22 protein-coding genes are annotated in these 24,739 nt (G+C 61.1%); 13 read left to right on the plus strand and 9 right to left on the minus strand.

Features of this window, described 5'->3' with window-relative positions:
* Positions 1 to 47 precede the first annotated feature (47 nt).
* The 5 genes from PSH81_RS13330 (at position 48) to PSH81_RS13350 (ending at position 8,027) form a co-directional block, all read left to right on the plus strand.
* A complete protein-coding gene (locus tag PSH81_RS13330; protein ID WP_305392741.1) occupies positions 48 to 3,389 on the plus strand; it encodes a hypothetical protein in 3,342 nt (1,113 codons plus the stop codon).
* A gap of 136 nt (positions 3,390 to 3,525) precedes the next feature.
* Positions 3,526 to 3,891 carry a response regulator gene (locus tag PSH81_RS13335; RefSeq protein ID WP_192300042.1) on the plus strand — a complete coding sequence of 122 codons (366 nt, stop codon included), beginning with the start codon at positions 3,526 to 3,528 and terminating at the stop codon, positions 3,889 to 3,891.
* Positions 3,892 to 4,038: 147 nt separating this feature from the next.
* Positions 4,039 to 5,439: a DUF1254 domain-containing protein gene (locus PSH81_RS13340; protein ID WP_226456809.1), complete on the plus strand. Its 1,401-nt coding sequence runs from the start codon at positions 4,039 to 4,041 to the stop codon at positions 5,437 to 5,439.
* A 30-nt stretch (positions 5,440 to 5,469) separates the two neighbouring features.
* Positions 5,470 to 7,020: a J domain-containing protein gene (locus PSH81_RS13345; RefSeq protein ID WP_305390692.1), complete on the plus strand. Its 1,551-nt coding sequence runs from the start codon at positions 5,470 to 5,472 to the stop codon at positions 7,018 to 7,020.
* A complete protein-coding gene (locus tag PSH81_RS13350) occupies positions 7,017 to 8,027 on the plus strand; it encodes a DUF3829 domain-containing protein (RefSeq protein WP_305390694.1) in 1,011 nt (336 codons plus the stop codon). The genes PSH81_RS13345 and PSH81_RS13350 overlap by 4 nt, the downstream gene beginning before the upstream one ends.
* Here the strand turns inward: PSH81_RS13350 and PSH81_RS13355 are convergent.
* A complete protein-coding gene (locus tag PSH81_RS13355; protein ID WP_226456812.1) occupies positions 8,024 to 8,695 on the minus strand; it encodes a DUF3313 domain-containing protein in 672 nt (223 codons plus the stop codon). The two genes, PSH81_RS13350 and PSH81_RS13355, sit on opposite strands and share 4 nt — an antisense overlap.
* Positions 8,696 to 8,767: 72 nt before the next feature.
* Positions 8,768 to 9,262, minus strand: coding sequence for a hypothetical protein (locus tag PSH81_RS13360; RefSeq protein ID WP_226456813.1), 495 nt, complete (start codon positions 9,260 to 9,262; stop codon positions 8,768 to 8,770).
* A gap of 261 nt (positions 9,263 to 9,523) precedes the next feature.
* On the opposite strand from PSH81_RS13360, the gene ccoN reads away from it, so the two are divergent.
* From ccoN to PSH81_RS13375, 3 genes are all read left to right on the plus strand, one after another.
* On the plus strand, positions 9,524 to 10,951 hold the full coding sequence (gene ccoN, locus PSH81_RS13365) for a cytochrome-c oxidase, cbb3-type subunit I (RefSeq protein ID WP_305390696.1): 1,428 nt from the start codon (positions 9,524 to 9,526) through the stop codon (positions 10,949 to 10,951).
* Positions 10,951 to 11,160: a cbb3-type cytochrome c oxidase subunit 3 gene (locus PSH81_RS13370; RefSeq protein ID WP_192300035.1), complete on the plus strand. Its 210-nt coding sequence runs from the start codon at positions 10,951 to 10,953 to the stop codon at positions 11,158 to 11,160. The genes ccoN and PSH81_RS13370 overlap by 1 nt, the downstream gene beginning before the upstream one ends.
* Positions 11,161 to 11,250: 90 nt before the next feature.
* The gene (locus PSH81_RS13375) at positions 11,251 to 11,943 is read left to right on the plus strand and encodes an aspartate/glutamate racemase family protein (protein WP_305390697.1); all 693 of its coding nucleotides are present in this window, start codon (positions 11,251 to 11,253) and stop codon (positions 11,941 to 11,943) included.
* Here the strand turns inward: PSH81_RS13375 and PSH81_RS13380 are convergent.
* The 4 genes from PSH81_RS13380 to PSH81_RS13395 all read right to left on the minus strand — a co-directional run bounded on the left by PSH81_RS13380 (position 11,940) and on the right by PSH81_RS13395 (position 15,969).
* A complete protein-coding gene (locus PSH81_RS13380; protein WP_226456817.1) occupies positions 11,940 to 12,452 on the minus strand; it encodes a GNAT family N-acetyltransferase in 513 nt (170 codons plus the stop codon). The two genes, PSH81_RS13375 and PSH81_RS13380, sit on opposite strands and share 4 nt — an antisense overlap.
* Positions 12,453 to 12,513: 61 nt before the next feature.
* Positions 12,514 to 13,578 (minus strand): DUF1176 domain-containing protein, encoded by a 1,065-nt coding sequence (locus PSH81_RS13385; RefSeq protein WP_305390698.1) that lies wholly within the window; start codon positions 13,576 to 13,578, stop codon positions 12,514 to 12,516.
* Between the two features lie 53 nt (positions 13,579 to 13,631).
* Complete coding sequence (locus tag PSH81_RS13390) at positions 13,632 to 14,771, minus strand: glycerate kinase (RefSeq protein ID WP_305390699.1); 1,140 nt, start codon at positions 14,769 to 14,771, stop codon at positions 13,632 to 13,634.
* A 91-nt stretch (positions 14,772 to 14,862) separates the two neighbouring features.
* Entirely contained in the window at positions 14,863 to 15,969 is a 1,107-nt protein-coding gene (locus tag PSH81_RS13395) for a sugar diacid recognition domain-containing protein (protein WP_192300030.1), read from the minus strand.
* A 160-nt stretch (positions 15,970 to 16,129) separates the two neighbouring features.
* Here PSH81_RS13395 and PSH81_RS13400 point away from each other — a divergent pair, with 160 nt between their 5' ends.
* Positions 16,130 to 17,440: an MFS transporter gene (locus PSH81_RS13400; protein WP_305390701.1), complete on the plus strand. Its 1,311-nt coding sequence runs from the start codon at positions 16,130 to 16,132 to the stop codon at positions 17,438 to 17,440.
* Between the two features lie 144 nt (positions 17,441 to 17,584).
* Here PSH81_RS13400 and PSH81_RS13405 read toward each other — a convergent pair whose 3' ends face one another.
* Positions 17,585 to 18,289, minus strand: coding sequence for an SDR family oxidoreductase (locus PSH81_RS13405; protein ID WP_305390702.1), 705 nt, complete (start codon positions 18,287 to 18,289; stop codon positions 17,585 to 17,587).
* 101 nt (positions 18,290 to 18,390) lie between these two features.
* Between PSH81_RS13405 and PSH81_RS13410 the strand changes: the two genes are divergently transcribed.
* The 3 genes from PSH81_RS13410 (at position 18,391) to rarD (ending at position 21,432) form a co-directional block, all read left to right on the plus strand.
* Complete coding sequence (locus PSH81_RS13410) at positions 18,391 to 19,293, plus strand: LysR family transcriptional regulator (RefSeq protein WP_305390704.1); 903 nt, start codon at positions 18,391 to 18,393, stop codon at positions 19,291 to 19,293.
* Positions 19,294 to 19,375: 82 nt separating this feature from the next.
* A complete protein-coding gene (locus tag PSH81_RS13415) occupies positions 19,376 to 20,386 on the plus strand; it encodes an aldo/keto reductase (RefSeq protein ID WP_226456825.1) in 1,011 nt (336 codons plus the stop codon).
* Between the two features lie 164 nt (positions 20,387 to 20,550).
* Positions 20,551 to 21,432 carry an EamA family transporter RarD gene (gene rarD, locus PSH81_RS13420; protein ID WP_305390706.1) on the plus strand — a complete coding sequence of 294 codons (882 nt, stop codon included), beginning with the start codon at positions 20,551 to 20,553 and terminating at the stop codon, positions 21,430 to 21,432.
* Positions 21,433 to 21,486: 54 nt separating this feature from the next.
* On the opposite strand, the gene hppD is transcribed toward rarD, so the two are convergent.
* Together hppD and PSH81_RS13430 are read right to left on the minus strand one after the other, a co-directional pair.
* Positions 21,487 to 22,563, minus strand: a complete 1,077-nt coding sequence (hppD, locus tag PSH81_RS13425; protein ID WP_192300024.1) for a 4-hydroxyphenylpyruvate dioxygenase — start codon at positions 22,561 to 22,563, stop codon at positions 21,487 to 21,489.
* Positions 22,564 to 22,812: 249 nt separating this feature from the next.
* Positions 22,813 to 23,727 (minus strand): DMT family transporter, encoded by a 915-nt coding sequence (locus PSH81_RS13430; RefSeq protein ID WP_305390708.1) that lies wholly within the window; start codon positions 23,725 to 23,727, stop codon positions 22,813 to 22,815.
* Positions 23,728 to 23,802: 75 nt separating this feature from the next.
* Between PSH81_RS13430 and PSH81_RS13435 the strand changes: the two genes are divergently transcribed.
* Positions 23,803 to 24,672 carry a LysR family transcriptional regulator gene (locus PSH81_RS13435; RefSeq protein WP_305390710.1) on the plus strand — a complete coding sequence of 290 codons (870 nt, stop codon included), beginning with the start codon at positions 23,803 to 23,805 and terminating at the stop codon, positions 24,670 to 24,672.
* Positions 24,673 to 24,739: the final 67 nt, after the last annotated feature.

Raw genomic sequence — 24,739 nt, forward strand, 5'->3', positions numbered from 1 at the left:
AAAGTGTGCCTCGCCGGCACCTCTCCTCCCTTCGCAGGTACGCCCAAATGATAATAGGCTTGCTCCCGTACGGAATTTCCAGCGCTTACGACAGTTTCTATTCCGCGCCCGTCACCGTGACCGAAGGGCAAGATCCCCCGGACGCCGATGCGTTGCCCAACGCTCAGCATTCACAACCTGTCACTTCTCCCCCCTTGGTAGCGCTCGCCAATTCGGCGAGGAACACGGTTAACCCCCATCAACTGGGCGACTTGAGTGGCGCTCTGTCCTGGCCAATACCGTTGAGTAACGACGAGCAGGCGCGCCTGACAGCGTTCGCTCAACGTCATACCCATCACCTTGGAACCCAACCATCGGTTGCGAGCACACCGGGGGGGATATTGGAGTTCCTGCGCTATCAGCTACCGCTCTCGCCGCAGACCTTGAACAGTCCGGCCAAGCTGCTGGACGCTCTGCTCAACAGCCCAGCAGCCAAATTGATGGGAAAGGCGCTGCGGGAACATATGCAAGGCATTGCAACAGAACGCAGCGATACCGATTACCTGCTCGCCGCCATCAACCTTCAGCTAGACCCGGACCTAGCCACAGCGCTTGACCGGAACACAGTGGCCGGTTTCGACCTGGCGGCCCAAGCGCATATCGGTCAGCCTGCGTCGGTGGTGGTTGAGCGCTTGCAACAGCATCTGGTCGCTCAAGGCCGGTCCAGCCTCGCCACGGCGGCGGCCGATGCCCATCTGCTACTGGCGAGCCGAGCGCCTGCATTCTTGATCAAAGACATTCCCAGCAACATCACCTACGGCAGCCCGGCCTGGCTCAACCTGGACGTTGCAGCGACAACCGTTGACGCCCAGACGCCCGGAAAGGTCCCTAACATGACCTTTCTCCAAGTTATGCAAGCAGCCGAATTGGCCGCGCAGTCCAATCCAGCCGTTACCGAAAGTGCACAAAAAGCCGCCCTGTTGAACTGGGGCAACGCCCACGGCGTGGTGGCCAGGAAAGCCGATCACCTCTACACCCCTGAAGATATGAAGACATTGTTCGATACGTTCAATGCCCGTATTGCGCAGATGCGTGGCGCCACAGAAACCTTGGATAAAGCGTTGCCATCGCGCAGGGAGATGGCACTGGCGGAGCTGAGCAGGCGCTTCCCCGGCAAAGAAGCGTTATTCGAAGTCAAAGCCATCAAGGTGCTGCAACGTTACTTTCCCGATAACGGATCACCTGCGAGAGAAACCGTTATTTTAGCCGGCGAGCACTCGATGCTTGATGTCGCCATGATGAGCCTGAAGAACAAAAACCTGGTTTTTCGCTCGAAGGACAGCCGGCTTCCGATGGCCGAGCTGAACGCCAATAAACGGTTCAGGGTCCTCGACGCGTTTGAAGCCGAATTTGCCAAGGGGATCGAAGACAAGAAAAAAGCCGTCGGCACCAGCATCCAGCACCTGATAGCTCAACTCCCTCTGGAAGACCGACAGAACTTCGAATATGGCGAAGTCCGGTTCTTTCAAAACAAGGCCTACCAGTTAGGCACCGATTTTTTTGATCAAACCCCACTTCCAACCGACAAGGCGCTGATGGTCAGCGTCAAGCGCAATGGCAAGACCACCGCGTACTCAATCGACTTTGACAAAGGCAGCATCACCCATGCCTTGCCTTGGCAGGCAGAGGTCCGCGAGACGCGAGATGGCAGTAGAGTCAGCAAAACCGAAACGTTCGGCGATACCCTCTTGGCCCGCGCAGCGCCAAGGTCGTTGGAGGCTATCCCGGACAGCTTTGCTTCGCCGCGTACCCAGGCGATTGCCGACACGTTTGTCAAACATTTTGATCTAGACAGTCAAGACATCAAAGACCACGCCAAAGGCTCTACCACCGAAGACCTGCGCAATAGGAAGATTGCCAGCATCGTCGATGTCATGCTGGACGTGATCCCCTTTCGCTCGGCTATTGTCAACTTTCAAAAGGGCAATTTCGGCGATGGTGCGTTTGATCTGGCCTTGGATATTTTCGGTTTTCTCACCGCTGGTGCAGGCACAGTCGGCAAGGCCGTCAAGATTGGCAATTCGACACTCTCTACGGCGACCAAAGCCTACAAGGTCAGCAAAGTCATCGGTGCGGCCGCAATCAGCACGTTGAACCCCCTCAGTGGCGCGGGTGACTTGGCGCTGGGCACCGCCCGGCTCGCCAGCAACGGTCTCAAGCGAATTGGCGCCAGAATGCTGCAAGGCATCAATGAGCTGCGGGGGGCAACCGGCAGCTATGACGTGCTCAAAGCCGCCAGCAAACACCACACCTTGGCGGCATATGGCACCCTCCCTGTCGACGGCCAAAGCGTAGCAACCGGCGCCGTGCTCAAGGATGGCAAGTGGCATGCCTTTGATGTCGACAACATGCAGCCTTATGGGGGGGCCTTGCAGGGCTTTGTGCCTACTGCCGTTGCGCAGGACGGTGCAGTCAAGGCGCTTGATAGTCATCTGCTCAATTGGTTGGCCACGGTGGTTGCCCCGAACCCACCCACCCAGGATCTTCCATTGGTATTTCAGAGGGTCGTCAGCCAGGCGAAGGCGATCGATGAGGTGTCTTATTTGCGTGGATACACTTCAGGCAGGCCGGACGACATCCCAGGGTATTTTCCATCCATGAACCTGGAGCAACTCAAAGAGTTGGCTGTCGACAGTCATCGAACGCCTGAGCAGGTGGGAACTTTGTTCAGGGCCTTAGAAAAGAAACGCATCGAAATCAGCCTGAGTAACTCGAAGATATTCAGTGACGAAATACGCGCGGCGGGTGGAACGTTGATCCCCATGCCCCAAGGCTTTTATTTGAGCCAGGCAGACGTCCTCTCCGAGGGCGAATGCGCCGTGCTCGCCAATGCAATGGCGCTGGCGATTGAAAATAACAAGTCAGAGATATTGATCGGGAATTTCTTTACCTCGATTGCCGATCTGAACAATCCCAAATCGATCAAATTTCGCCAGGACCTGACCCGTTTCCAAGGCATCCTGGAAAACCGCGTTCATGGTCTGCAAACACCAACGCAGGCGGGCCATCAGACGATCATTGACGATTTGGCCAATGCAGCGGCACCCACACAGCTGCTGATTCGCGATCGTGGCCATGTAGTACTGGCCGGTATGAGTATGCAGAACAACACAAAGCAATGGTTTTACTACGACCCCAACTTCGGCCTGGTCAAGTTCCCGACTGAAGAGGCAATGAGGAAGGGCCTGGACAGCGCGCTGAGCAGCGGCCGCTCGAATGTGCTGATGCAGCCTTATGGCGCAGACAGAGCCCGCCCTGAGTACAAATATGCCGAGTTCAACGAGTTGGAGTTGATGCAGAGTACGGGCAGTATCACCAGCCTGCATGGCTTGTTTAGCACGGCGATATGACGGGCGGGACATTCGTTGGGGATACCGGCACAATGCCGTGCCTGTTTCGGGAACTTGCCGGGCTTGATACGACTCACTAGAGAATCGTCTGTCAACTGACCAAGACCGGCACCTTCACTTTTCAGGAATTTTCACTATGCCCCCGCTCGCCTCCACCATCCTTGTAGTCGAAGATGACGCCATCGTGCGCATGCTGATCGTCGACGTGCTCGAAGAACTGGAGTTCAGTGTGCTTGAGGCCGCGGATGCCGAAGAAGCGCTGGCGTTGGTCAACAATCTGGATCAACCGATCGACCTGATGATGACCGACGTCGGCCTGCCAGACATGGACGGCAAGCAACTGGCGGCCAAGGTACGTGAGCTACGCCCCGCGCTGCCGATCCTGTTTGCCAGCGGCTATGCGGAAAACATTGATGTACCGCCTGGCATGCAGGTGATCGGCAAGCCGTTCTCCATCGACCAGTTACGTGACAAGGTCCAGTCGATCCTGCGCACCGCCTGACGCCAACGCCGTACGAGTGCCGCCTGCCCGGGCGGCATTTTTGCATGGGCCGGTCAGGGATTAACGTGACGTTGGGCCAATAAAATTGGAAACTCGGCGCTCTGATTCCCCGCCCTCTAAATAAGCTCTCTGGAAGGACGCAACAACATGATTGGAAAACCGACGCGCCTGCTGTTGGCGAGCCTCTCGATACTCATGAGTACCGGCGCCCTGGCCGACTTCACCGCCAGCCCCGCCGAAGCCCGCGCCATTGCCAAGGAAGCCTATCTGTACGGCTACCCGGTGGTGGCGATGTACAAGACGCTCTACACCCAGGCCGTTGATAAAGGCGGTGCCAACTTCAAGGCGCCGTTCAATCGCATCGCCAATTCCGCCCAGGTGCTCACCCCCAAGGACTCCGCCGTCGCCTCCCCCAACGTGGACACGCCCTACTCCTTCGTCTGGATGGACCTGCGCAAGGAACCCCAGGTACTGACCCTGCCCAAGATCGACGACAACCGTTACTACTCGGTGCAGTTGATCGACCTGTATACGCAGAACTTCGCCTACCTGGGTACCCGCAGCACAGGCAACAATGGCGGCCACTACATGGTCGCAGGCCCAGGCTGGAAAGGTCAGCAGCCGGTGGACATCGACCGCGTGCTCTACAGCGAAAGCAACATTGCCTACGCCCTGTACCGCACGCAGCTGTTCGATGAAAAAGACCTGGGCAAGGTCAAGCAGATCCAGGGCGGCTACAAAGTACAGCCCCTGAGCAGCTACGTGAAACAGCCGGCCCCGGCCGCCGCGCCCAGGATCGAATGGCCCAAGCCCATGGCCACCATGACCGAAGGCCCGCAGCTGTTCCGCTACCTGAACTTCATGCTGGCGTTTGCTGCGCCCCAGGACAGCGAAAAAGACCTGTTGGCCCGCTTCGCCAAGATCGGCATCGCCGCAGGTGCGCCATTCAAGGTCAACCAGTTGAGCGCAGAACAGCGTAAAGCCCTTGAGGACGGAATCAGCGATGCCCGGGCCGAGTTCGCCGCCTTCAAGAAGGACAAGCTCGACACCAACCAGGTGACCAGGGCCGATCTCTACGGTAGCCGCGACCGCCTCAAGAACAATTACCTCTACCGCTACGCCGGCGCCGACCAAGGGCTTTTCGGCAGTTCCAGCGATGAAATCGCGCACCTGAAGTACGTCCTCGACAGTGACGGCAAACCGGCCAACGGCGCGCGCCACAGCTACACCGTACACTTCGCCAAGGACCAACTGCCGCCGACCGATGCGTTCTGGTCGCTGACCATGTACGACGCCAAGACCAAGCAGCTGGTGCCCAACCACAAGAAACGCTACGTGATCAATTCACGCATGTTGGCAGACCTCAAGCCTGACGCCGATGGCGGCGTGACGCTGGCGTTGCAGCACCACGAGCCGCCGAAAGCCGAGCAAAGCAACTGGCTGCCCGCCCCGACCGGGCCGTTCTACGCAGTGCTGCGCATCTATCTGCCCAAGCCCGAGGTAGGGAGCGGTCAGTGGAAACTGCCGCCGCTGACACCGCTCAAGTAACACCCTGCTGTTTATGGAGTTGTACTGCATATGACTTGCTGGAATGTCCTCGGCCTCACCCCGGACGCCGATAGCCGCGCAATCAAGCGTCAATACGCGGCGTTACTGAAAAAGACCCGTCCGGATGACGACCCCGAGGGCTTCCAGCGCTTGCGCGAAGCCTACGAAGCGGCGTTGGCGTGGAGTGCGCAAGCGTACGACGAGGCCCCCGAGGTGCTGGTCGAGGAAACGGGCATCAGCCTCGACCAGCGCTATCAAGCCGCGATGGCCGACGGCACGCTGCTGCTCTTCGAAATTCACCTGTTGCAACGCAGTGTCGACGGCGAACTCGACGCCGCCGACACCCGGTGGGCGTTCGAAACGTTCAATTGGATGACGGCCTGGCAGCGCCTGGAACTGCCCGTTGCATTGATGCAAACCCTGGAATACCAACAACGCACCGCATTGCAAAAACCTCTGTACGAGGCCCTTGAGCAACAACACGACGGGGCATTCCTCGCCGCCTATGCCGCACGGAACGAGCGTACGTGGGTGAGCAAATACCCCCACGCCGACTGGTTCAACGAATGGCTGGCCAGGCTGCTGGCAAACAACCGTTATTGGTCGAGCGCGGTGTTTGACGCGGTCTGCGTCGGCCAGGGCTGGCACGGTGGCGCGGACCACAGCTGCCCTGCCGATGAGTGGGCGTTGCTGCTGCGCCGCCAGCAGGCACCGCTGTTCCTGGCCCAGCAGCGTGCACTGGCCGAACAGCCGCCCTACAGCCCCCAGCAACGCGCCGCCCGCTTGCTGTTGGCACCGATGACACTCGGTCAGCGTCGCGCATTTGCCCAGCGCTTGGATGAAGACGACTGGCAGGCTTGCCAGGCACTCAGCGCGGACATCTACGCCGAACACGTCGCCGTGGCCGAAGCGATGCCCGGTGGCACCGTGTATTTCTGGCAAGGTTGGGACAAGAGCCTGGACACCTGGCCATGGTTGGTGGCGCTGCTGTTGGCGTGTGTGGTCGGCACCTTCGGGCAGGCCGACACCTTGCACGGCAACGTCGTCCCGACTGTCGGCCTAGGGCTGTTGTGGTCGCTGGCCTTTGCAATAGGCGCGGGTGTGGCATGGCAGGTCTGGCGGCCGCTGGCGCATCAATATCGCTTGCAGGACGAGCGCCTGAGCCAGCGCCTGCCGCGCTGGCTCAGCCCCACTCACCTGCCCTTGCTGCCGCTTCGTGATCTGCTGCCCGGTGGGGTGCTCGTCGCCGTCCTCGGTTACTGGTTCGGCCCCCTCGCCAGCCTGACCCTGGTGCTGGCACTGGCGTTGATCGGTGCAGTCAAGCGGCCGTTCATGAACCAACACACGCCGTGGTCCGTGCGCAACCCGCGCAAGACCAACCTCGCTATTGCGCTGTGCGTCGTCGGCGGCATCGCGCTGTACGGCGGCTTGAAGGTGCTCGACAACCACTACCTGGTCACTCGCAATCAAGGCCTGCAACAGTGGACCGAGCGTTTGTGCAGCCGCATGCCGCGCACCGCCGATCACTGCCAGGCCCCTGCGACGCAGGAGCAGTGGTATGGCCAGGAGGCTGCACAATGAATTCCAATTGGTTTATTGCCCTCGGCATTGCGCTGGTCATGGGCCTGTTTGGCCTCGCCGGTGCCGCCAGGCAAGTGCAACTGGTGGGGTTGTGGTGGGACCAGCGCGATGGCGCCGACACGGCAATGGCCAGCGCGCTGGCACCGCTCATCGATTGCGTCAACCGCGTCGACCGCGATACGCGACTGGTGTACTACCGCCGCGCCAACCCGAACCTCAGCGATGGGCAGTCAACACTGTACCCCGCCGGCTATCCGCACAACCGCAGCGAATTCGGCGATACCACCGAGCCCGAGGCGCGGGTGATCCAGAAAGATGTCTGCGGTGAAAACATCGCGCTCAAACTCAAGAGCCAGCAACCCGGTAGCCGCTTGATCGGCCTAGCCGAGCGGTTCGTGCCGAGCCTGAATGCCATCACCGGGTTGATCTACGCGTCCAAGTCGTCCCAGCCACAGTCGGCGGCCTACGAACGCTTGTTCAACGACAACATGTTGGCGCTGCTCAGGAAGAACATGCTCAAAGAAGGCGCGGCCTACACGTCGATCTCCGCCGAGCTGCGCCGCGCGCTGGAACGCGAGGAACAGCGCTTGCGACCCGCGCAACTGACCCTGCTAAAAGCTCGTTTCGGCGAAGACCTGCACTGGCACGTGCTCAATTACATGATCACAGCGCGCCAGGCAATCAACCAGGTCGACCAGGGCATGCGCAACGCCAGCCTCACGCCCCAAGCGCTGGCGACGCTGGCGGCCGCCGTGCAGGTGGCTGGCGAGAACACTGAACGCTTCGCCAAAGGTGTCCCGCGCACCGCCCGCGACGAGGACGCGGCCTACCTCTGGTACAGCGTCAAACCGAGCGTCGACGCCTACCTTGAGGCGATGCATGCGTTGCTCAACGATTGGCTTGATCACGCGTCGCCGCAGCAACTGAGCGACGACTATTATGTCGTCGCCCGCCGCTATGACAGCCTGCTCAGCTACTACAATCGCCAGGCGCGCAACACGTTCTAGGGTCTTTTCAGCTTTAGATAAGACTGATGCAGGTCTGATGCCCAGCCATCGATCACACTCTTGACGTCATCGGCCTTCATTACCTGCGCGTCGTTGGCCAGCGGCTTGCCGGTGCCTTTGCGCACCACTTGGGCAAGCACCTTGCCGCTGGCCCCGTCGAGAAACTGTGCCTCAGTGCCCAACGTGGTTTCCTGGTCACGGATACCCGCGCCGGTACTCACCGCCGCCACGGCCAGCGCCACCGGAATGTACTCGTAAGGCTTGAGCGCTTCGGTCTTGCTGCTGACGGCGGTTATCGCTGCGCGTACCACGACCACCCCGGGGCCTGGGGCCTTGGCCAGCGGCAGGGATTTCTCCAGTTCACGCTTGAGCGCCTGGTTGTAGTAGGCGTTGATGCCATTGAGGGTGCTGTCGGGAATTTTTGCGCTGGCTTGGGGCTTGGGGTAGAACTGGGTCGGCTCGATAAACACCGCGTGGTAGCGGCTCAGGTCGAGCTTGGGATCGACCCAGCGCATCACTTCGGCGCCCGACGGCGACTTGGCCTCCTTGAGCTGGCTGTAGTCGGAAAGAAACCCGGAATATTCATCCGGTTGCGTGATTTTGCTGGCGCAGCCTGCCATTGCGATGGAGGCAACGCACAGCGCGCTGAGCATTAGTCTTGGTTTCATCACGGCACTCCTTGGCGATCATCACTGAAACATCGAGCTGTAGGTATAGCCAACTCTGGAGAAATAGCCGGCTCAGCTGCGTTCACGTGGAATCAGGCCCTGTAACTGCGAGGCCAGGAAATTCGCATCAAAGCCAAAGGTGTCCGGGTCTTTGAGGCCGTTGGTTTTCTTCCATAACCAGTCGTTTTTATCCGCCGGCAACACCAGCGAGACACTGCCGTGACGCGCGGCCGTCAGGCCCATTACCGCCACCGAGATCAAGCCGCCCGCACCCATGACATCCGGTACAAACTCCACGGTCTTGCCGGTGATCTGCACGTTCAACTTCTCGGTCTTGAAGGTCGAGGTCTCCACCGGGACGCTCGGGCCGCTCGCCACATAAGCTTCTCGGTGGACTTCAAGCAACCCGACTGTCTTGACCGGCTCCAGCCACTGCTCAATCTGCCCGAACAACTCGCCAAGCTTTTGCGCCCAACGGGCCGACTGCACATCAAATTGCTGTTTTTTGTGCGCTTCGGTGTTGGCGTAATGACGAAGCATCTCGCCCAGTTGCTGTACATCGTCCATTGCGGAACTCCTTGGGTGAGCCAGGTCGCGAGGGCTGATCATGGCAGATGCCGTCACACACCGTACGATTAAAGCCCGGGGCCATTGCGGTGCAGTGGGATAAAAGCGCAGGTCCCGCGATAAATAGCGGATCAGCGCCGCCAGTGGCCTTGTTTTCATAGCAAACAAACTGATCCGCATTAATGAGCTTTTACTGAGGCTGTTTTGTTTTTGTCACTCTTCCTACAGTGCCCGCCACTTGGAACCGTGGGAGGACTGAGCATGAGCACAGCAACAATCGGACAGGCCTATAACTATAAAGTCGTCCGTCAATTCGTCATTGCCACCATCGTCTGGGGTGTTGTCGGCATGGCCATGGGCGTGTGGATCGCTTCGCAGCTGGTCTGGCCGCAAATGAACCTTGATCTGCCCTGGACCACCTTTGGCCGCCTGCGGCCCTTGCACACCAGCCTGGTGATTTTTGGCTTCGCCGGCAGCGCACAGTTTGCCGCCAGCTATTACGCGGTGCAGCGCACTTGCCAGGTGCGGCTGTTTTCCGACCGCTTGGCCGCGTTTACCTTTTGGGGTTGGCAGTCGGTCATCGTGATCATGCTGGTCAGCCTGCCGCTGGGCTACACCACCACCAAGGAGTACGCCGAAATCGAGTTCTCCGGTGCGGTGTGGATGGCGGTGGTGTGGGTAGCCTACGCGGTGGTGTTTTTCACCACCGTGGTACGGCGCAAAACCCGGCATATCTACGTGGGCAACTGGTTTTTCGGCGCGTTTATCCTGGTGATCGCCATGTTGCACGTGGTCAATCACCTGGCGATCCCGGTGGATTGGTTCAAGTCCTACCCGGTGTATTCCGGGGCGACCGATGCGATGGTGCAGTGGTGGTACGGACATAACGCCGTAGGGTTTTTCCTGACGACGGGCTTCCTCGGGATGATGTACTACTTCGTGCCGAAACAAGTCGGGCGGCCGGTGTATTCCTATCGCCTGTCCATCGTGCACTTCTGGGCATTGATCACCCTGTATATCTGGGCAGGGCCCCACCATTTGCACTACACCGCGCTGCCGGACTGGGCGCAGTCACTGGGCATGGCAATGTCGCTGATCCTGCTGGCGCCGAGTTGGGGCGGGATGATCAACGGCATGATGACCTTGTCCGGCGGTTGGCATCAGTTGCGCACCGACCCGATCCTGCGCTTTTTGGTGTTGTCGCTGGCGTTCTACGGCATGTCCACGTTCGAGGGCCCGATGATGGCGATCAAGACCGTCAACGCTCTGTCCCACTACACCGACTGGACCATCGGCCACGTGCACGCCGGCGCGCTCGGTTGGGTGGCAATGATCACGTTCGGCTCGCTGTACCACATGGTCCCCAAGGTGTTCGGCCGCGAACAGATGCACAGTGTGCCGCTGATCAACCTGCACTTCTGGCTGGCGACCATCGGCACGGTGCTGTACATCGCCTCGATGTGGGTCAACGGTATTACCCAGGGCCTGATGTGGCGAGCGGTGAACGATGATGGCACCCTCACCTACTCGTTTGTCGAAGCCTTGCAGGCCAGCCATCCGGGGTTTGTCGTACGTTTCGCCGGTGGCGTGTTTTTCCTGGCGGGCATGCTGCTGATGGCCTACAACACCTGGCGGACGGTGCGCAGCGCCGACGTGCGCATGGCCCAGCTAGATGCGCGAATCGCCTGATGTGGGGCTGGTTGCTGTTGATGTGCCTGTATGGCGCCGTGGAGTACTGCTTGCGCGGGCAATCCGAGCAGAGTCTGGATGACGCCAGCCTGCTCCCCTTCGCCGACGATCCCGAGGTGGCACAACGGGTGGAGCAGGCCACCGGCAAACAGGTCAACGCGGTTGCACCGGAACATGCCAAACCGGGCTGGATCAACCTCGACATGTGAAACTGCACCGGCGATTTGGTGGACAACTGCGTATGACTAATCCGTGGTCGATGGGTAAGGTGGGCCGACTACCCCTGTCAGGAGCATCGCATGCGCACCATCGGCCTTATCGGCGGCATGAGCTGGGAGTCCAGCGCCGAATACTACCGCCTCATCAACCAGCAGGTGCGTGAGCAACTGGGCCCGCTGCGCTCGGCGCAACTGTTGATGTACAGCGTGGATTTCGGCCCGGTGGCGCAGGCACAACACGCCGGGCGTTGGGACGACGCCGCGCTGATCCTCGAAGAGGCTGCGCGGCGCCTGCAAGCCGGCGGGGCCGACTGCGTCGTGCTGTGTACCAACACCATGCATCTGGTGGCGCCGCGTATCGAGGCGGCAGTGTCGATTCCGTTTCTGCACATCGCCGATGCGGCGGGGTTGGCCGCTGTTGCAGCAGGCACCTTGACCGTGGGTTTGCTGGGCACGGCGTTCACCATGGAACAGGACTTTCTCAAGTCACGCCTGGCCGACCACGGTTTGAGCGTGCTGGTGCCCGACGCGGACGAGCGCCAAGCGGTGCACCGGATCATTTACGAGGAGTTGTGTGTCGGCGTGATCAGCGAAGCCTCGCGCCAGGTCTACCAACGGGTGATCGAGTCCCTGGCCGCGCGCGGCGCCCAGGCGATCATTCTCGGATGTACGGAAATCGGCCTGCTGATCAAGCCGCAGCACAGCAAGTTGCCGCTGTTGGACACCACCGAGCTGCATGCGCAGGCTGCGGTAGCGTTCGCGTTGCAGGACTAGGCGGATTGGCGCAGGCGCGCCATGCTCACGGTGTCGACGAACGCGCCGTCACGCACGGCGTAATCGCGCATGCGCCCTTCCACCTCGAAACCGAACTTGCGGTACAACTGCTGCGCGGCTTCGTTGTCGGCGTACACCGTCAGCTCTACCCGGCGCAGGTTCATCCAGTTGTCGGCCACGTCCAGCGCGGCCGCCAGCAGGCGCGAGCCCACGCCCTTGCCCTGCCAGGCCGGGGCCACACCCATGCCGAACGATCCGACATGGCTGCGGCGCACACGCAGTTGTTGTTCCAGGCCGAGTTGGCCGATCACTTCCCCGCCATGCACCGCCACCAGCTGTAGGCGCCGCTCGTTGTCCATTTCCAGCTTGTTGCGCCACGCCTCAATCGATTGGAAAGGCATTTGCAGCACCTGACGGCACACGGCCGGTTCGTTATAGAGCGCGGCGACGCCCTCCAGGTGGGCCTCGGTAAAACGCTGGATGACGATATGGGGTTCAGGCGTGTGCATTGTGTTTCATCCTTTGAAAGACAAGTGGCCGCCCAGTGTAGAGGCCACGCCCGCCCGCTGGCTAGGGTGCCGGCTGAGTCGTCCACAACGACGGCCAATCGCCATAAGCCACGCCGGTGCAGCGCGGCATCACATGAAACTCGCTGAGCTGGAACGCCTTGCCGTCAAACACCCAGACGCCACCGCCACCGCAGTCTCCGATCCCACGCTGCTTGTAGAAGTAACTGAGGGTGCCGGTGCTTTCGTCGTAGCCGACCGAGCCTTGCAGTTCCGCCGCGTCCAGCGGCAATGGCTGCAGTTTCAGCTGAGTTTGTTTGTAGGGCGCTTGTCGTTCACGGCGGCTGACATCGAACTCGCAGTTGTAGGCTGCGCAGTCATAACGCGTGACAGTCATCGCTTCCTTCTCTGACAGCGCGCCCACGTTGGCTTCGGCTTCACCCTCCTCCGGCGTGACCGCCTGCAATGCGGCGGCGACCAGCCCGGCTTGTTCTGTCGCGCTCAGCGGTGGCGCGGTTTGGAACCTACGCAGCACGGGGGGCGGCAAGCGCGGCGGCACTTCACTCGCGGCCCCCTTGCCCGGCCGTGCGAGTGCGGTGACGTTATCCACCCGCCCTTGTACCGCATCCATCAACAGCAACGCTGCACTCAGCCCGCTCAGCGATACGTGGGCCTCGTCTTCACCCGGCAACTGCAAGCGCTGGCCATTGCGCAAACGCTGCAACAGACGCCGCGCCGCGGGCTCTTCGATCACGCCGTAGGACTGCATGTCGGGATCGCCGCCCTGATCGTCCAGCTCGACGTGCAAGTCGCGGGTCAGGTCCGGCCCCAGCGGCTGACCGTCCAGCCGCAGGGTGGAAAGGTCCACGGCCTGGCCGCGATGGTCAAAGCGCAAACGCAGATAGCCTTCAGGCCCGGCCTGATGCCAGAGATGCAAGGTCAGCGAGCTGTAGTCCTCTTCGTCGACGCCGCTGGGCGCGCTGAGGGCGTGGCAATTGCGCAGGTTGTCGCAACCGATGACCCACTGCTTGATTTCCCGCAGCAATGGCACGGTTTCCACAGGCGGTTGAGCCAAGGCTTGAGGGGTGATAGCGGCCAGCAACAGGGCCGGAAGTAAGCGGCGCAGCATGGGGACTCTCCGTGTCGAAAAGGCGCGGATTGTCCCATGTCTGGGGCGTTGCGTCAGCGTCGAGCGGCAGTGCGCCACACCCGCGCAATATCCGCGGCCCGTTCGCGCAACAACCGTGGTGCCTCGCTGCACGCCTGTTCCAGGCTCATCGGACCGGACGGCAAGGCGAACGCGGCATCGACACCGTGGGCATACATTTGCGCATAACCGTCGCCAAGGGTGCCCGCGATGACGATCACCGGCACATTGTGCCGCTGGGCGATACGCGCCACGCCAAACGGAGTTTTGCCGCGCAGGGTCTGGGCGTCGAAGCGGCCTTCGCCGGTGATCACCAGGTCGGCACCGCGTACGGCGGCGTCGAGGCCGACCAGGTCGGCGACGACTTCCACACCGGCGCGAAACTGTGCGCCGAGGAAAGCTTTGGCGGCGAAACCGAGGCCACCGGCCGCACCACTGCCGGGTTCGTCGCGTACGTCTTTGCGCAGGACTTGGGCGCAGTGGTCGGCGTAGTGACTGAGTGCGGCATCCAGTTGTTGCACTTGCGTGGGATCGGCACCTTTTTGCGGGCCAAAGATGGTCGAGGCGCCATGAGGGCCACACAGTGGGTTATTGACGTCGGCAGCGATTTCAAAGCGCACCTCGGCCAGGCGTGGGTCAAGCCGCTCGAGATTGATCCGCGCCAGGCGCGACAAGGCCAGGCCACCCGGTGGCAACGGCTGGTCCTGGGCGTCGAACAACTGCATGCCAAGCGCCTGCATCGCGCCGGCGCCACCGTCATTGGTGGCGCTGCCGCCAATCGCCAGGATGATGCGCTGTGCACCCAGGTCGAGTGCGGCGCGAATCAGTTCGCCGGTGCCGAATGTGGTGCTGCAACAGGCGTCGCGCTGCCCCGGTGGTACCCGTTGCAGGCCGCTGGCTTCGGCCATTTCGATGATCGCCGTGTGGCTGTCGGCCAGCCAGCCCCAACGCGCGTCAACCGTACCGCGCAGTGGTCCTTGCACTGTTTGGCTGCGCAGTTCGCCGTTACAGGCGGCGAGTACCGATTCCACCGTGCCTTCACCCCCATCCGCCATTGGGCACTGGAGCAACTGCGCATCCGGCCAGACGTCGGCCAAGCCTTGGGCAATAGCCTGGGCGACGCCTTCGGCACTCAGGCTGTCCTTGAACGAGTCGGGGGCGATGATGATCTTCATGGGCTTTCTCCGGTTTTTATAACGCCCATGCTGCCAGTTGGCAGCGCCGATGACGCCGGTCCGATGCACAAGTACGGCTGGGCTTTGTTGTTCATTCCGACAAAGCCTGGGGCAACAGCTGAACACCGAGGTAGAGCGCGAGCATGCCGTCCAGGGTCAGTGGGTCGACGCCACTGAGTTCGGCGATGCGCTCCATGCGGTAACGCAAACTGTTGCGATGGATGCCCAGGGCATCGGCGCAGGCCTGGCTCTGGCCGTCGTGCTCGCACCAACTGCGCAGGGTTGCCTGCAATTGGCCGTTGGCGTCCTTGGCCAGCACCTTGCGCAGGGGGTTGAGCAACTCGTCGAGGGCATCATCGTTGCGGTGGCGCCAGAGCATGACCGGCAGGCGAAAGCGGTTGAGGGTCAGCAGCCGTGTGTGCGGCAGGACATCGCGGCCATAGGCGAGCAAATCGCCGACACGGCGGTAGCAACGGCGCAGCCCGGGCAAACCGTCGGCTTGCCCGCCGACGGCGACGCGCAGGATGTTCCAGCCCTGGCCTTCGAGCTTTTCCAGCAACCGTGGGTTATCCACCGGCAGGGCTGCCGGGCGGCACCAGAGCAGGGAAAACTGCGCCGAGCTGACACACCAGCTGTCGGGGTAGCGCGAGGTCAGCCAGGCATTCAAGGCTTCTGCCGATTGACCCGGGCCCAGTTCAAACAGGTACGGCGTGCGTGCCAGTTGCGGTTTGAGCCCCAGTTGCTGGGCTTCGTCCACCAGACGAGGGGAGTCGCCGGTTTCGGCCAGCAGCAACGCCAGCAGATCGTCGCAACGCTGGCGCCGCCATTGTTGCTCGGCCTGCTGATGGCGATGGCTGACCAGCATTTCAGCGGTCATGCGCACCAGCTCGGCGTAAGTGCGCAAGCCTTCCGGTTCGCCGGTGATGCCGAGTACGCCGATCAGGCGCTGGTCATGCAGCAGCGGCAGGTTGATCCCCGGCTGCACGCCCTTGAGGTGCTTGGCGGTCTGCCCATCGATTTCCACCACACGCCCATTGGCCAGCACCAGTTGCGCGCCTTCATGACGAGTATTGATGCGCTCCGGCTCGCCGCTGCCGAGAATCAGCCCCTGACTGTCCATGACGTTGACGTTGTAGGGCAGGATGGCCATGGTGCGATCGACAATATCCTGCGCCAAGTCATGATCCAGCTCGAACATGGGGCTATTTTCCTGAAAAAGCGGGTTGTTCACCGGCACAGCGCAAAGGGAGGTTCACTGTGCGCGAGCACAAAGACAGTACCCCGTCACGTCACCGAGACTGTTTAGGCGATCAACGTTACCCTCGCATCGCGAAAAATCATAATAAAGAGAGACTGCCATGTCACAGAGCGCCACTGCCGCACTGGCTACCGATGACGATAAAAACGCCATCTACAAGCGCATCACCCTGCGCCTGATCCCCTTCATTTTCATCTGCTATCTGTTCAATTACCTCGACCGGGTAAACGTTGGCTTTGCCAAGTTGCAGATGCTCGATGCCTTGAAGTTCAGCGAAACCGTGTACGGCCTGGGTGCCGGGATCTTCTTTATCGGTTACGTGCTGTGCGGCGTGCCGAGCAACCTGGCACTGACCAGGTTCGGGCCGCGGCGCTGGATTGCGCTGATGATGATCGTGTGGGGCACCTTGTCTACGTGCCTGCTGTTCGTCACCACGCCGACGCACTTCTATACCCTGCGTCTGTTTACCGGGGCTGCCGAGGCCGGGTTCTTTCCGGGGGTGGTGCTGTATCTCTCGCAGTGGTTCCCGACGTTCCGACGTGGGCGGATCATGGCGCTGTTCATGTCGGCGATTCCGGTCTCGGGCTTGCTGGGCAGCCCGTTCTCCGGCTGGATCCTCAATCACTTCGCCGCCGGCCAGGGTGGCCTCGCCGGCTGGCAATGGATGTTCCTGCTGCAAGGCATCCCGACCGTGATCCTTGGTGGCCTGGCTTACTTCCTGCTCAGTGACAGTTTCGCCAACGCCAAGTGGCTCAAGCCCCACGAGCGTGCGGTACTGGAGGCCGATCAGGCGACTGACCTGGCCAATAAGCCCAAGACCACCTCCGACTCCCTCGCCGAAGTGTTCAAGAACCCGGCGATCTGGGCGTTTGGCCTGATTTATTTCTGCATTCAGAGCGGTGTCTACGCGATCAACTTCTGGCTGCCGTCGATCATCAAGAACCTGGGCTTCAGCGATAACCTGGTAATCGGCTGGCTCAGTGCAATCCCGTATCTGTTGGCGGCGGTCTTCATGCTGCTGGTGGGGCGCTCCGCCGACTTGCGCAAGGAGCGTCGTTGGCACCTGGTGGTGCCGATGTTGATGGGGGCGATAGGTCTGGTGATTGCGGTGAACTTTGCCACGACGCCAGCCATTGCGATTCTTGGCCTGACCATCGCAACGATGGGCGCCCTCACTGGCCTGCCGATGTTCTGGCCAGTACCGACCGCCATGCTCAGCGCAGGCGCGGCGGCAGGTGGCTTGGCGTTGATCAACTCCATGGGACAGATGGCCGGGTTCCTCAGCCCCTATATCGTCGGCTTTGTGAAGGATGCCACCGGGTCGACGGACATGGCGTTGTACCTGCTGGCGGCGGTGATTGTGGCCGGTAGCGTGCTGGCCCTGCGCATGACCCGCAGCCTCAAGGTTTAACGCGGCCCATGTAGGAGATGGCGTGTGTGGGAGTGGGCTTGATCACGAAAGCGGTGGGTCAGTGAATACACCTTTGACTGATACACCGCTTTCGCGAGCAAGCCCGCTCCCACACAAGCCATCTCCCAAAGGCCTATTGCGCAGTTACAACAGGCCGCCGCCGTCGATGTCGATGACACTGCCGGTGATGTAGCCGTTTTCCATGGCCAGCACGTAACCTGCCGCCACTTCTTCCGCCTGCCCTACCCGACCAACCGGCAACGCGCTGCCCGCCTTGGCGAACATCGCCAGTCGCTGCTCTTCGGCCAAGCCTGCATACGCGGGCGTATCAATCACCCCCGGGCTGATCACATTGACCCGACGCGGCGCCAGCTCCTTGGCCAATTGTTTGCCCAGTGCCTCGGTCGCGGCATTGATGCCGATCTTGATGAACTGCCCCGGCACCACTTTGCGGCCCAACTGCCCGGAAGTCAGGCTGATGCTGCCGTGCGCGTCAAGGAATGGCAGCGCCAGTTGGATCGCACGCAACGAGCCCCAGAGTTTGACGTTGAAATTGTCCTGGGCCTCGTGCAGATCGGTGTCTGTCAGGGCCTTGGCGCGTACGTTCGGTCCCGAGGTGTAGACCAGGTGATCAAAATGCCCGACGCTTTCGAACAGGCGCTGTAGCGAGGCTGCGTCGGTGACATCCACCGGCTCGCTGCGCAGGCCGTGTTCGGCGCTCGACGTCAGGCGGCGGCCAGCCAATACCACGTGGGCGCCTCGGGCGGCGGCGGCCTTGGCCACGGCCGCGCCTATACCGCTGCTGCCACCAATGACGATCACGGTTTTGCCGTTCAGGGGAGAAGTCATGAAGAACTGTCCTGGTTGAGAAAGTGAGCGTTCATCTTCTCAGCTTGGTAATCGGCGAAAAATCCCGGTAAAACGACAAGATCTTTAAAGGATTTTTATAAATGAGCTCGATCCTTGATCTGGAAGTCTTCGTGCGCACCGCCGACACCGGCAGCCTTTCGGCGGCTGCGCGAGGCCTGAACCTGACGCCTGCGGCCGCGAGCATCGCCCTCAAGCGCCTGGAGACGCGCCTGGGTTTTCGTCTGCTGGCCCGTTCTACACGCAGCATGCGCCTGACCGAAGAAGGCCGGCGCTACCTCGACAGCGTGCGCGTGGCGCTGGCCGCCTTGTCGGAGGGCGAGCAGGCGCTGAAGCAGCAAAACCAAGGCCTGAGCGGCCTGCTGCAAGTGGCCGCGCCATCGGACTTCGGGCGTAATGTGGTGCTCGGTTGGCTGGATGAGTTCAAGGCCCAACACCCCAATATCCGCCTGCAACTGATGCTCAACGACAGCAATGCCGACCTGTTCCGCGAAACCATCGACATCGCCCTGCGCTTTGGCGTGCCCCAGGACTCCAGCCTGGTGGCGCTGCCGATCGCCCCCGCGCATTGCCGCGTCGCCGTCGCCAGCCCCGCGTACCTTGCACGCCACGGTACGCCCCAGGCGCCCCTGGAGCTGTCGCAGCACAGCGCGCTGCGGTACATGCGCCAAGGCCAGATCAGCAAGACCTGGCGTTTTCGCCGCGCCAACGAGCTGCAAGACGTCGACGTGAGCGGAGATTTCCTCAGTGATGACGGCGAAATCGTACGCCGCTGGGCATTGGCCGGGCACGGTATTGCCTACAAGGCCAGGCTGGATGTCATCGGCGATATTCGCGCTGGCCGGCTGCTGGCGCTGTTCGAGGATTGGCAGGGAGAGCCCGCCCCCTTGAACCTGATGTGCCCACATCGGCTGCAAGTGTCGGAGCGGGTGAAGGTGCTGCATCGATTTCTCCAGGAGCGTTGCCAGGCCTTGCTGAGCACATGAAGAAACGCGTGCGGGGCTTGTTCCAGAGCCTGCGAGTCTGGTATTGCATAACCCACGTTTCACCGCCAGAAAGGAGCTATCCATGATCTACCGCACATTGGGCCAGTCCGGCTTGAAGGTCAGTGCCTTGACCCTGGGCACCATGATGTTTGGCGAGCAGACCAACACCGAGGACTCGCTGCGCATCATCGACAAGGCCTGGGACCAGGGCATCAATTTTATCGACACCGCTGACGTCTATACCGGTGGGCGCTCCGAGGAAATCGTCGGCGAGGCCATCGCCCGTCATCGTGACGATTGGATCGTCGCCTCCAAAGTCGCGATCGGCCCCACCGATGGCCTGCCCAACCGCAGCGGCCTGAGCCGCAAGCGCATCTTCAATGCCCTGGAAGCCAGCCTGACCCGCCTCGATACCGACTACCTGGACATCTATTACCTGCACCGCGAAGACCATGACACGCCGCTGGAAGTGACCATCTCGGCGATCGGCGACCTGATCCGCCAGGGCAAGATCCGTTACTGGGGGCTGTCCAACTACCGTGGCTGGCGCATTGCCGAAGTGATCCGGGTGGCCGAGCGCCTGGGTGTCGACAAGCCGGTGATCAGCCAGCCGCTGTACAACATCGTCAACCGTCAGGCCGAGGTCGAGCAACTCACGGCAGCGGCGGCCTATGGCTTGGGCGTGGTGCCTTACAGCCCACTGGCGCGGGGGGTGCTCAGCGGCAAGTACGCGCCGGATGTCACGCCCGAAGCCGGCAGCCGCGCCGCGCGCCAGGACAAGCGCATCCTCGAAACCGAATGGCGCGTGGAGTCGCTGCGCATCGCCCAGCAGATCCAGCAATACACCCAGGGGCGTGGCGTGGGGATCGTCGAATTTGCGATTGCGTGGGTGTTGAACAACGCCGCGGTGAGCTCGGCGATTGTCGGACCGCGTACCGAAGCACAGTGGGATGCCTACATTGGGGCGCTGGAGGTGAAGGTCACGGCAGCGGATGAGGCGTTTATTGATTCGCTGGTGACGCCGGGGCATTCGTCTACGCCGGGGTTCAATGATGTCGGGCATTTTGTGTCGGGCCGAGTCGCACGGACGTAACCGCACTGTGGTGACCAGGGCGCTTGCTGTGGCGAGCGCCCTTGGGACAGATTGGACGGGCGGGAGATTTTCCTGGAAAACGCCCCAAAACAGCGCACCTCTTTCACGCCAAAAGCACCATAATCCCCTCCTCTCTTGTCTCAATCGGTTTTCGCGAGGACTGCGTGTCTAAAGGTGTGGTGTTATCGGTGTTGGCCTCGGTGTTGTTTGCCGTGATGTATTACTTCACATCACTGCTCACGCCATTGAGCGGCCTGGAGATTTTCGGCTGGCGCATGCTGCTGACCGTGCCGTGCATGACGGTGTTCATGATCATCAGCGGCGAATGGCGACGGGTGTGGGAATTGCTGCAGATGCTTGCACACAAGCCGCGGCTGATCGGTGGTGTGCTGCTGTCTTCGGCGTTGCTGGGCGTGCAGTTGTGGCTGTTCATGTGGGCGCCGCTCAATGGGCGCAGCCTGGATGTATCGGTGGGGTATTTCCTGTTGCCGCTGACCATGGTGCTGACCGGACGCCTGGTGTACGGCGAGCGCTTGTCGCGCCTGCAGCAGATCGCAGTGCTTTTTGCCGGGCTCGGGGTATTGAACGAGCTGTATCAGGCCGGTGGTTTTTCCTGGGCGACCTTGGTGGTGATCATCGGTTACCCCGTCTATTTCATCGTGCGCAAGTACCTGACCACCGACCACTTGGGCGGGCTGTGGCTGGATATGGCGTTGATGCTGCCCGTGGCATGGTGGTTCGTGCAGCACGGCGAGCAAGGTTTTGCGGTGATGGACAGCCACCCCAAGTTGTATGGGTTGATTCCCATGCTCGGGGTCATCAGTGCATCAGCGCTGGTGAGTTACATCATTGCCAGCCGCTTGCTGGCATTCAGTTTGTTCGGGCTGCTCAGTTATGTGGAACCGGTGCTACTGCTGGGCGTGGCGCTGATCCTGGGTGAAGGGATCAAGGGCGGCGAATGGCTGACCTATATCCCCATCTGGCTGGCGGTGATGGTGCTGGTGTACGAGGGCTTCAAGCATCTGGTACGCCAGCGCAAGGCATGAATGACAGGCCTGAAAAAACCCGGTGAATACCGGGTTTTTTATTTTTCGAGGACGTCAGTCGGTGGCCAACACGCCACGACGCACCTGATCCCGCTCAATCGACTCGAACAATGCCTTGAAGTTGCCTTCGCCGAATCCATCGTCGCCCTTGCGCTGGATGAACTCGAAGAACACCGGGCCCATCAGGGTTTCCGAGAAGATCTGCAGCAGCAGGCGCTTGTCGCCTTCGATGGACGAACCGTCCAGCAGAATGCCACGGGCTTGCAGTTGGTCTACCGGCTCGCCGTGGTTCGGCAGGCGGCCTTCGAGCATTTCGTAGTAGGTGTCCGGCGGTGCGGTCATGAAGCGCATGCCGATATTCTTCAGCTTGTCCCAGGTCTTGACCAGGTCGTCGGTGAGGAATGCCACGTGCTGGATACCCTCGCCGTTGAACTGCATCAGGAACTCTTCGATCTGCCCGGCGCCCTTGGAGGACTCCTCGTTCAGCGGGATGCGGATCATGCCGTCCGGGGCGCTCATGGCCTTGGACGTCAGGCCGGTGTACTCGCCCTTGATGTCGAAGTAGCGCGCTTCGCGGAAATTGAACAGTTTTTCGTAGAAGTTCGCCCAATAGGCCATGCGCCCACGGTAGACGTTGTGGGTCAGGTGGTCGATGACCTTGAGGCCGGCGCCTTGGGGGTTGCGGTCCACGCCATCGAGGAAAACGAAGTCGATGTCGTAGATCGAGCTGCCTTCGCCGAAACGATCGATCAGGTACAGCGGCGCACCGCCGATGCCTTTGATGGCCGGCAGGTTCAGTTCCATCGGGCCGGTCTCGATATGGATCGGCTGCGCGCCCAGCTCAAGGGCGCGGTTATAGGCTTGTTGCGAGTCCTTGACGCGAAACGCCATGCCGCATACCGACGGGCCGTGTTCGGCCGCGAAGTAGGACGCGATGCTGTGGGGTTCGTTGTTGAGGATCAGGTTGATTTCGCCCTGGCGATACAGGTGCACGTTCTTCGAACGGTGGGTCGCCACTTTGCTGAAGCCCATGATCTCGAAGATCGGCTCCAGGACGCCCGGCGTTGGTGATGCGAATTCGATGAATTCAAAGCCCATCAGGCCCATTGGGTTTTCGTATAGATCTGCCATGATTTGGCGCCTCATCATTTCTTGTCATTAACCATCGAGTTAGGTGCGAGCAAGGATGAGGTCTGACGGTGGCGCGCAGGAAAGGCCTCGCACACTGCGGGCGAGGAAGTCACCAAAGATGAGGGGGGAGCCGAGTAGCTTCATGGTTACATCAGTCTCTGACGGCCGAGGCTTGCGTGAGCGCAAGTCCATATTCTTGTATGCGTAAATCGATTCTACACAGCGTAACAGTATTTGTCCGTACTCTTATCAAATCCCCATTGCCCTGGGCTGCGCAAGGGGTTTGTTGCACAGGTAGATGCCCAGCAGGATCACTGCACCGCCCAGCAGCATGGGCGACGTCAGTTGCTCGTCGAGCAGTAGTGCGCCGCAGATCACCGCGGTCAGTGGGTTGAGTGCAATAAAGACCCCGGCGCGGGTTGCACCGATGCGGCGGATACCGTCGTACCAGGCGATGTAGGCCAGTGCCGAGCCCAATACGCCGAGGTACAGCAGGCTTAGCCATTGCGGCAGATGGATCGCGGCCACCGCGGCCAGCGTGAGTTTGCCGCTGACGGCCGTGACGGTCGCGAGCATGGCGGTACCCAGCAGGATGGACCACGTTACTGTTTGCAACGGCCCCAGGCTTTGGTTGAGGGTTCGTGAATACAGGGAGTACACGCCCCACCCCACCACGCAGCCGAACACCAGCACGTCGCCCAGCCAGGCCTGGTCGGTGCTGATGAGTAGCTGTGGATTACGGCTGATGATGACCACACCCGCCCCGCCCAGGCACAAGGCAATCCCCAGGCATTTGCCGGCGCCCAAGCGTTCTTTGAACAGCAGCCACGCGGCCAGACCGATAACCGCCGGGTTCAGTGCAACGATCAGGGATGCCCGCGACGCATTGATGTAGTGCAGGCCGTAGAAAAAACACAAGTTGTAGAAAAAAATCCCGAAGAACCCCAGCACGGCCAACTGCAACAGTTGCCCACCGCGTGGCCGCACCAGGCGCACGCGGGTAGCGCCCATGAAGCCCAGCAGCGCGGCGCTGGCCAACATAAACCGCAGGGTCGCCGCCAGCAGCGGGTCGACGCCGGTAGCCAGGTAACGTCCGGCAACGAAAGTGGCGCCCCAGATCATGGTCACGGCGCAAAGCTTCAGGTAGGTCAGGCGGTCAGTCATCAACGGGGCTCTTTACGGTGGATATTGGCGTATCCTCCGGGTAATGACCGATCATCGTAAAATGAGTAAATACTCATGACACTCACGCAACTGGAAATTTTTTCGCGGGTGGCGGAGCTGCACAGCTTCACCAGCGCAGCGCATCGGCTGGGTATCAGCCAATCGGCGGTATCCCATGCCATCAAGGCCCTTGAGCAGGAACTGGGCGTCGAATTGTTTCGGCGGCATCAGGCCCAGATCGAACTCAGCGATATCGGCCAGCAACTGGTCATGCGCGCCCGCACTCTGCTGGGCGTGGCCAATACCCTACAACAGGAAGCTTCCGATGCCCGCGGCATGAAACGTGGCACGTTGCGCATCGGCTCTTTCGGCCCCACTGCGTCCAACCGCTTGCTGCCGCCCATCCTCACGCAGTTTCGCCACGAACATCCGGGGATTGAAGTGCACGTGGATGAAGGGCCGGACCGCCAGGTGCTGCAATGGCTGGACGAGCGGCGTGTCGATGTGGGTTTCGTGGTGCTCGAACAGGAGCGCCTCGATACCTTTGCGTTGTTCAAAGACCAGATGGTCGCCTTGCTGCCGGCGGCACATCCGCTGACTGCGCAGCCTAGCGTGGCGTTGAAGGCGCTGTGCAACGACCCGTTCATACTGACTGAGGCCGGTTCCTTGGAGTTGGTTTCACGGCTATTCAGCACTGCGCGACTGACACCCAAAGTACGCTACCGCTGCGCGCAATTGCTCAGTACGCTGGAGGCGGTCAGTCGCGGTGATGGCCTGAGCGTGGTGGCCGAGGCTTCATTGCCGCCAACGCCGGACCCGCGTTATGTCGTGCGCGCCCTATCCCCACCGGTCGTACGCGAAATCGGCCTGGGGGTGCTGGATCAACGCCAGGCGAGCCCGGCGACCCTGGCGTTCATTCAAATAGCACAACGGATTTATGGGTAGGCGCCTACTGGCCGAACGGCCAGGTACAGCGAGCTTAATTGCGCCGCGCCATCTATCATCGATTTAA

This window comes from Pseudomonas sp. FP2335 (genome assembly GCF_030687535.1).
In the GTDB taxonomy this organism is placed as follows: domain Bacteria; phylum Pseudomonadota; class Gammaproteobacteria; order Pseudomonadales; family Pseudomonadaceae; genus Aquipseudomonas.

What these genes read in the sequence shown, in the direction of transcription:
- PSH81_RS13330 (WP_305392741.1), top strand. Translation starts at nt 48, where the DNA reads ATGATAATAGGCTTGCTCCCGTACGGAATTTCCAGCGCTTACGACAGT.
- PSH81_RS13335 (WP_192300042.1), top strand. Translation starts at nt 3,526, where the DNA reads ATGCCCCCGCTCGCCTCCACCATCCTTGTAGTCGAAGATGACGCCATC.
- PSH81_RS13340 (WP_226456809.1), top strand. Translation starts at nt 4,039, where the DNA reads ATGATTGGAAAACCGACGCGCCTGCTGTTGGCGAGCCTCTCGATACTC.
- PSH81_RS13345 (WP_305390692.1), top strand. Translation starts at nt 5,470, where the DNA reads ATGACTTGCTGGAATGTCCTCGGCCTCACCCCGGACGCCGATAGCCGC.
- PSH81_RS13350 (WP_305390694.1), top strand. Translation starts at nt 7,017, where the DNA reads ATGAATTCCAATTGGTTTATTGCCCTCGGCATTGCGCTGGTCATGGGC.
- PSH81_RS13355 (WP_226456812.1), bottom strand. Translation starts at nt 8,695, where the DNA reads ATGAAACCAAGACTAATGCTCAGCGCGCTGTGCGTTGCCTCCATCGCA.
- PSH81_RS13360 (WP_226456813.1), bottom strand. Translation starts at nt 9,262, where the DNA reads ATGGACGATGTACAGCAACTGGGCGAGATGCTTCGTCATTACGCCAAC.
- ccoN (WP_305390696.1), top strand. Translation starts at nt 9,524, where the DNA reads ATGAGCACAGCAACAATCGGACAGGCCTATAACTATAAAGTCGTCCGT.
- PSH81_RS13370 (WP_192300035.1), top strand. Translation starts at nt 10,951, where the DNA reads ATGTGGGGCTGGTTGCTGTTGATGTGCCTGTATGGCGCCGTGGAGTAC.
- PSH81_RS13375 (WP_305390697.1), top strand. Translation starts at nt 11,251, where the DNA reads ATGCGCACCATCGGCCTTATCGGCGGCATGAGCTGGGAGTCCAGCGCC.
- PSH81_RS13380 (WP_226456817.1), bottom strand. Translation starts at nt 12,452, where the DNA reads ATGCACACGCCTGAACCCCATATCGTCATCCAGCGTTTTACCGAGGCC.
- PSH81_RS13385 (WP_305390698.1), bottom strand. Translation starts at nt 13,578, where the DNA reads ATGCTGCGCCGCTTACTTCCGGCCCTGTTGCTGGCCGCTATCACCCCT.
- PSH81_RS13390 (WP_305390699.1), bottom strand. Translation starts at nt 14,771, where the DNA reads ATGAAGATCATCATCGCCCCCGACTCGTTCAAGGACAGCCTGAGTGCC.
- PSH81_RS13395 (WP_192300030.1), bottom strand. Translation starts at nt 15,969, where the DNA reads ATGTTCGAGCTGGATCATGACTTGGCGCAGGATATTGTCGATCGCACC.
- PSH81_RS13400 (WP_305390701.1), top strand. Translation starts at nt 16,130, where the DNA reads ATGTCACAGAGCGCCACTGCCGCACTGGCTACCGATGACGATAAAAAC.
- PSH81_RS13405 (WP_305390702.1), bottom strand. Translation starts at nt 18,289, where the DNA reads ATGACTTCTCCCCTGAACGGCAAAACCGTGATCGTCATTGGTGGCAGC.
- PSH81_RS13410 (WP_305390704.1), top strand. Translation starts at nt 18,391, where the DNA reads ATGAGCTCGATCCTTGATCTGGAAGTCTTCGTGCGCACCGCCGACACC.
- PSH81_RS13415 (WP_226456825.1), top strand. Translation starts at nt 19,376, where the DNA reads ATGATCTACCGCACATTGGGCCAGTCCGGCTTGAAGGTCAGTGCCTTG.
- hppD (WP_192300024.1), bottom strand. Translation starts at nt 22,563, where the DNA reads ATGGCAGATCTATACGAAAACCCAATGGGCCTGATGGGCTTTGAATTC.
- PSH81_RS13430 (WP_305390708.1), bottom strand. Translation starts at nt 23,727, where the DNA reads ATGACTGACCGCCTGACCTACCTGAAGCTTTGCGCCGTGACCATGATC.
- PSH81_RS13435 (WP_305390710.1), top strand. Translation starts at nt 23,803, where the DNA reads ATGACACTCACGCAACTGGAAATTTTTTCGCGGGTGGCGGAGCTGCAC.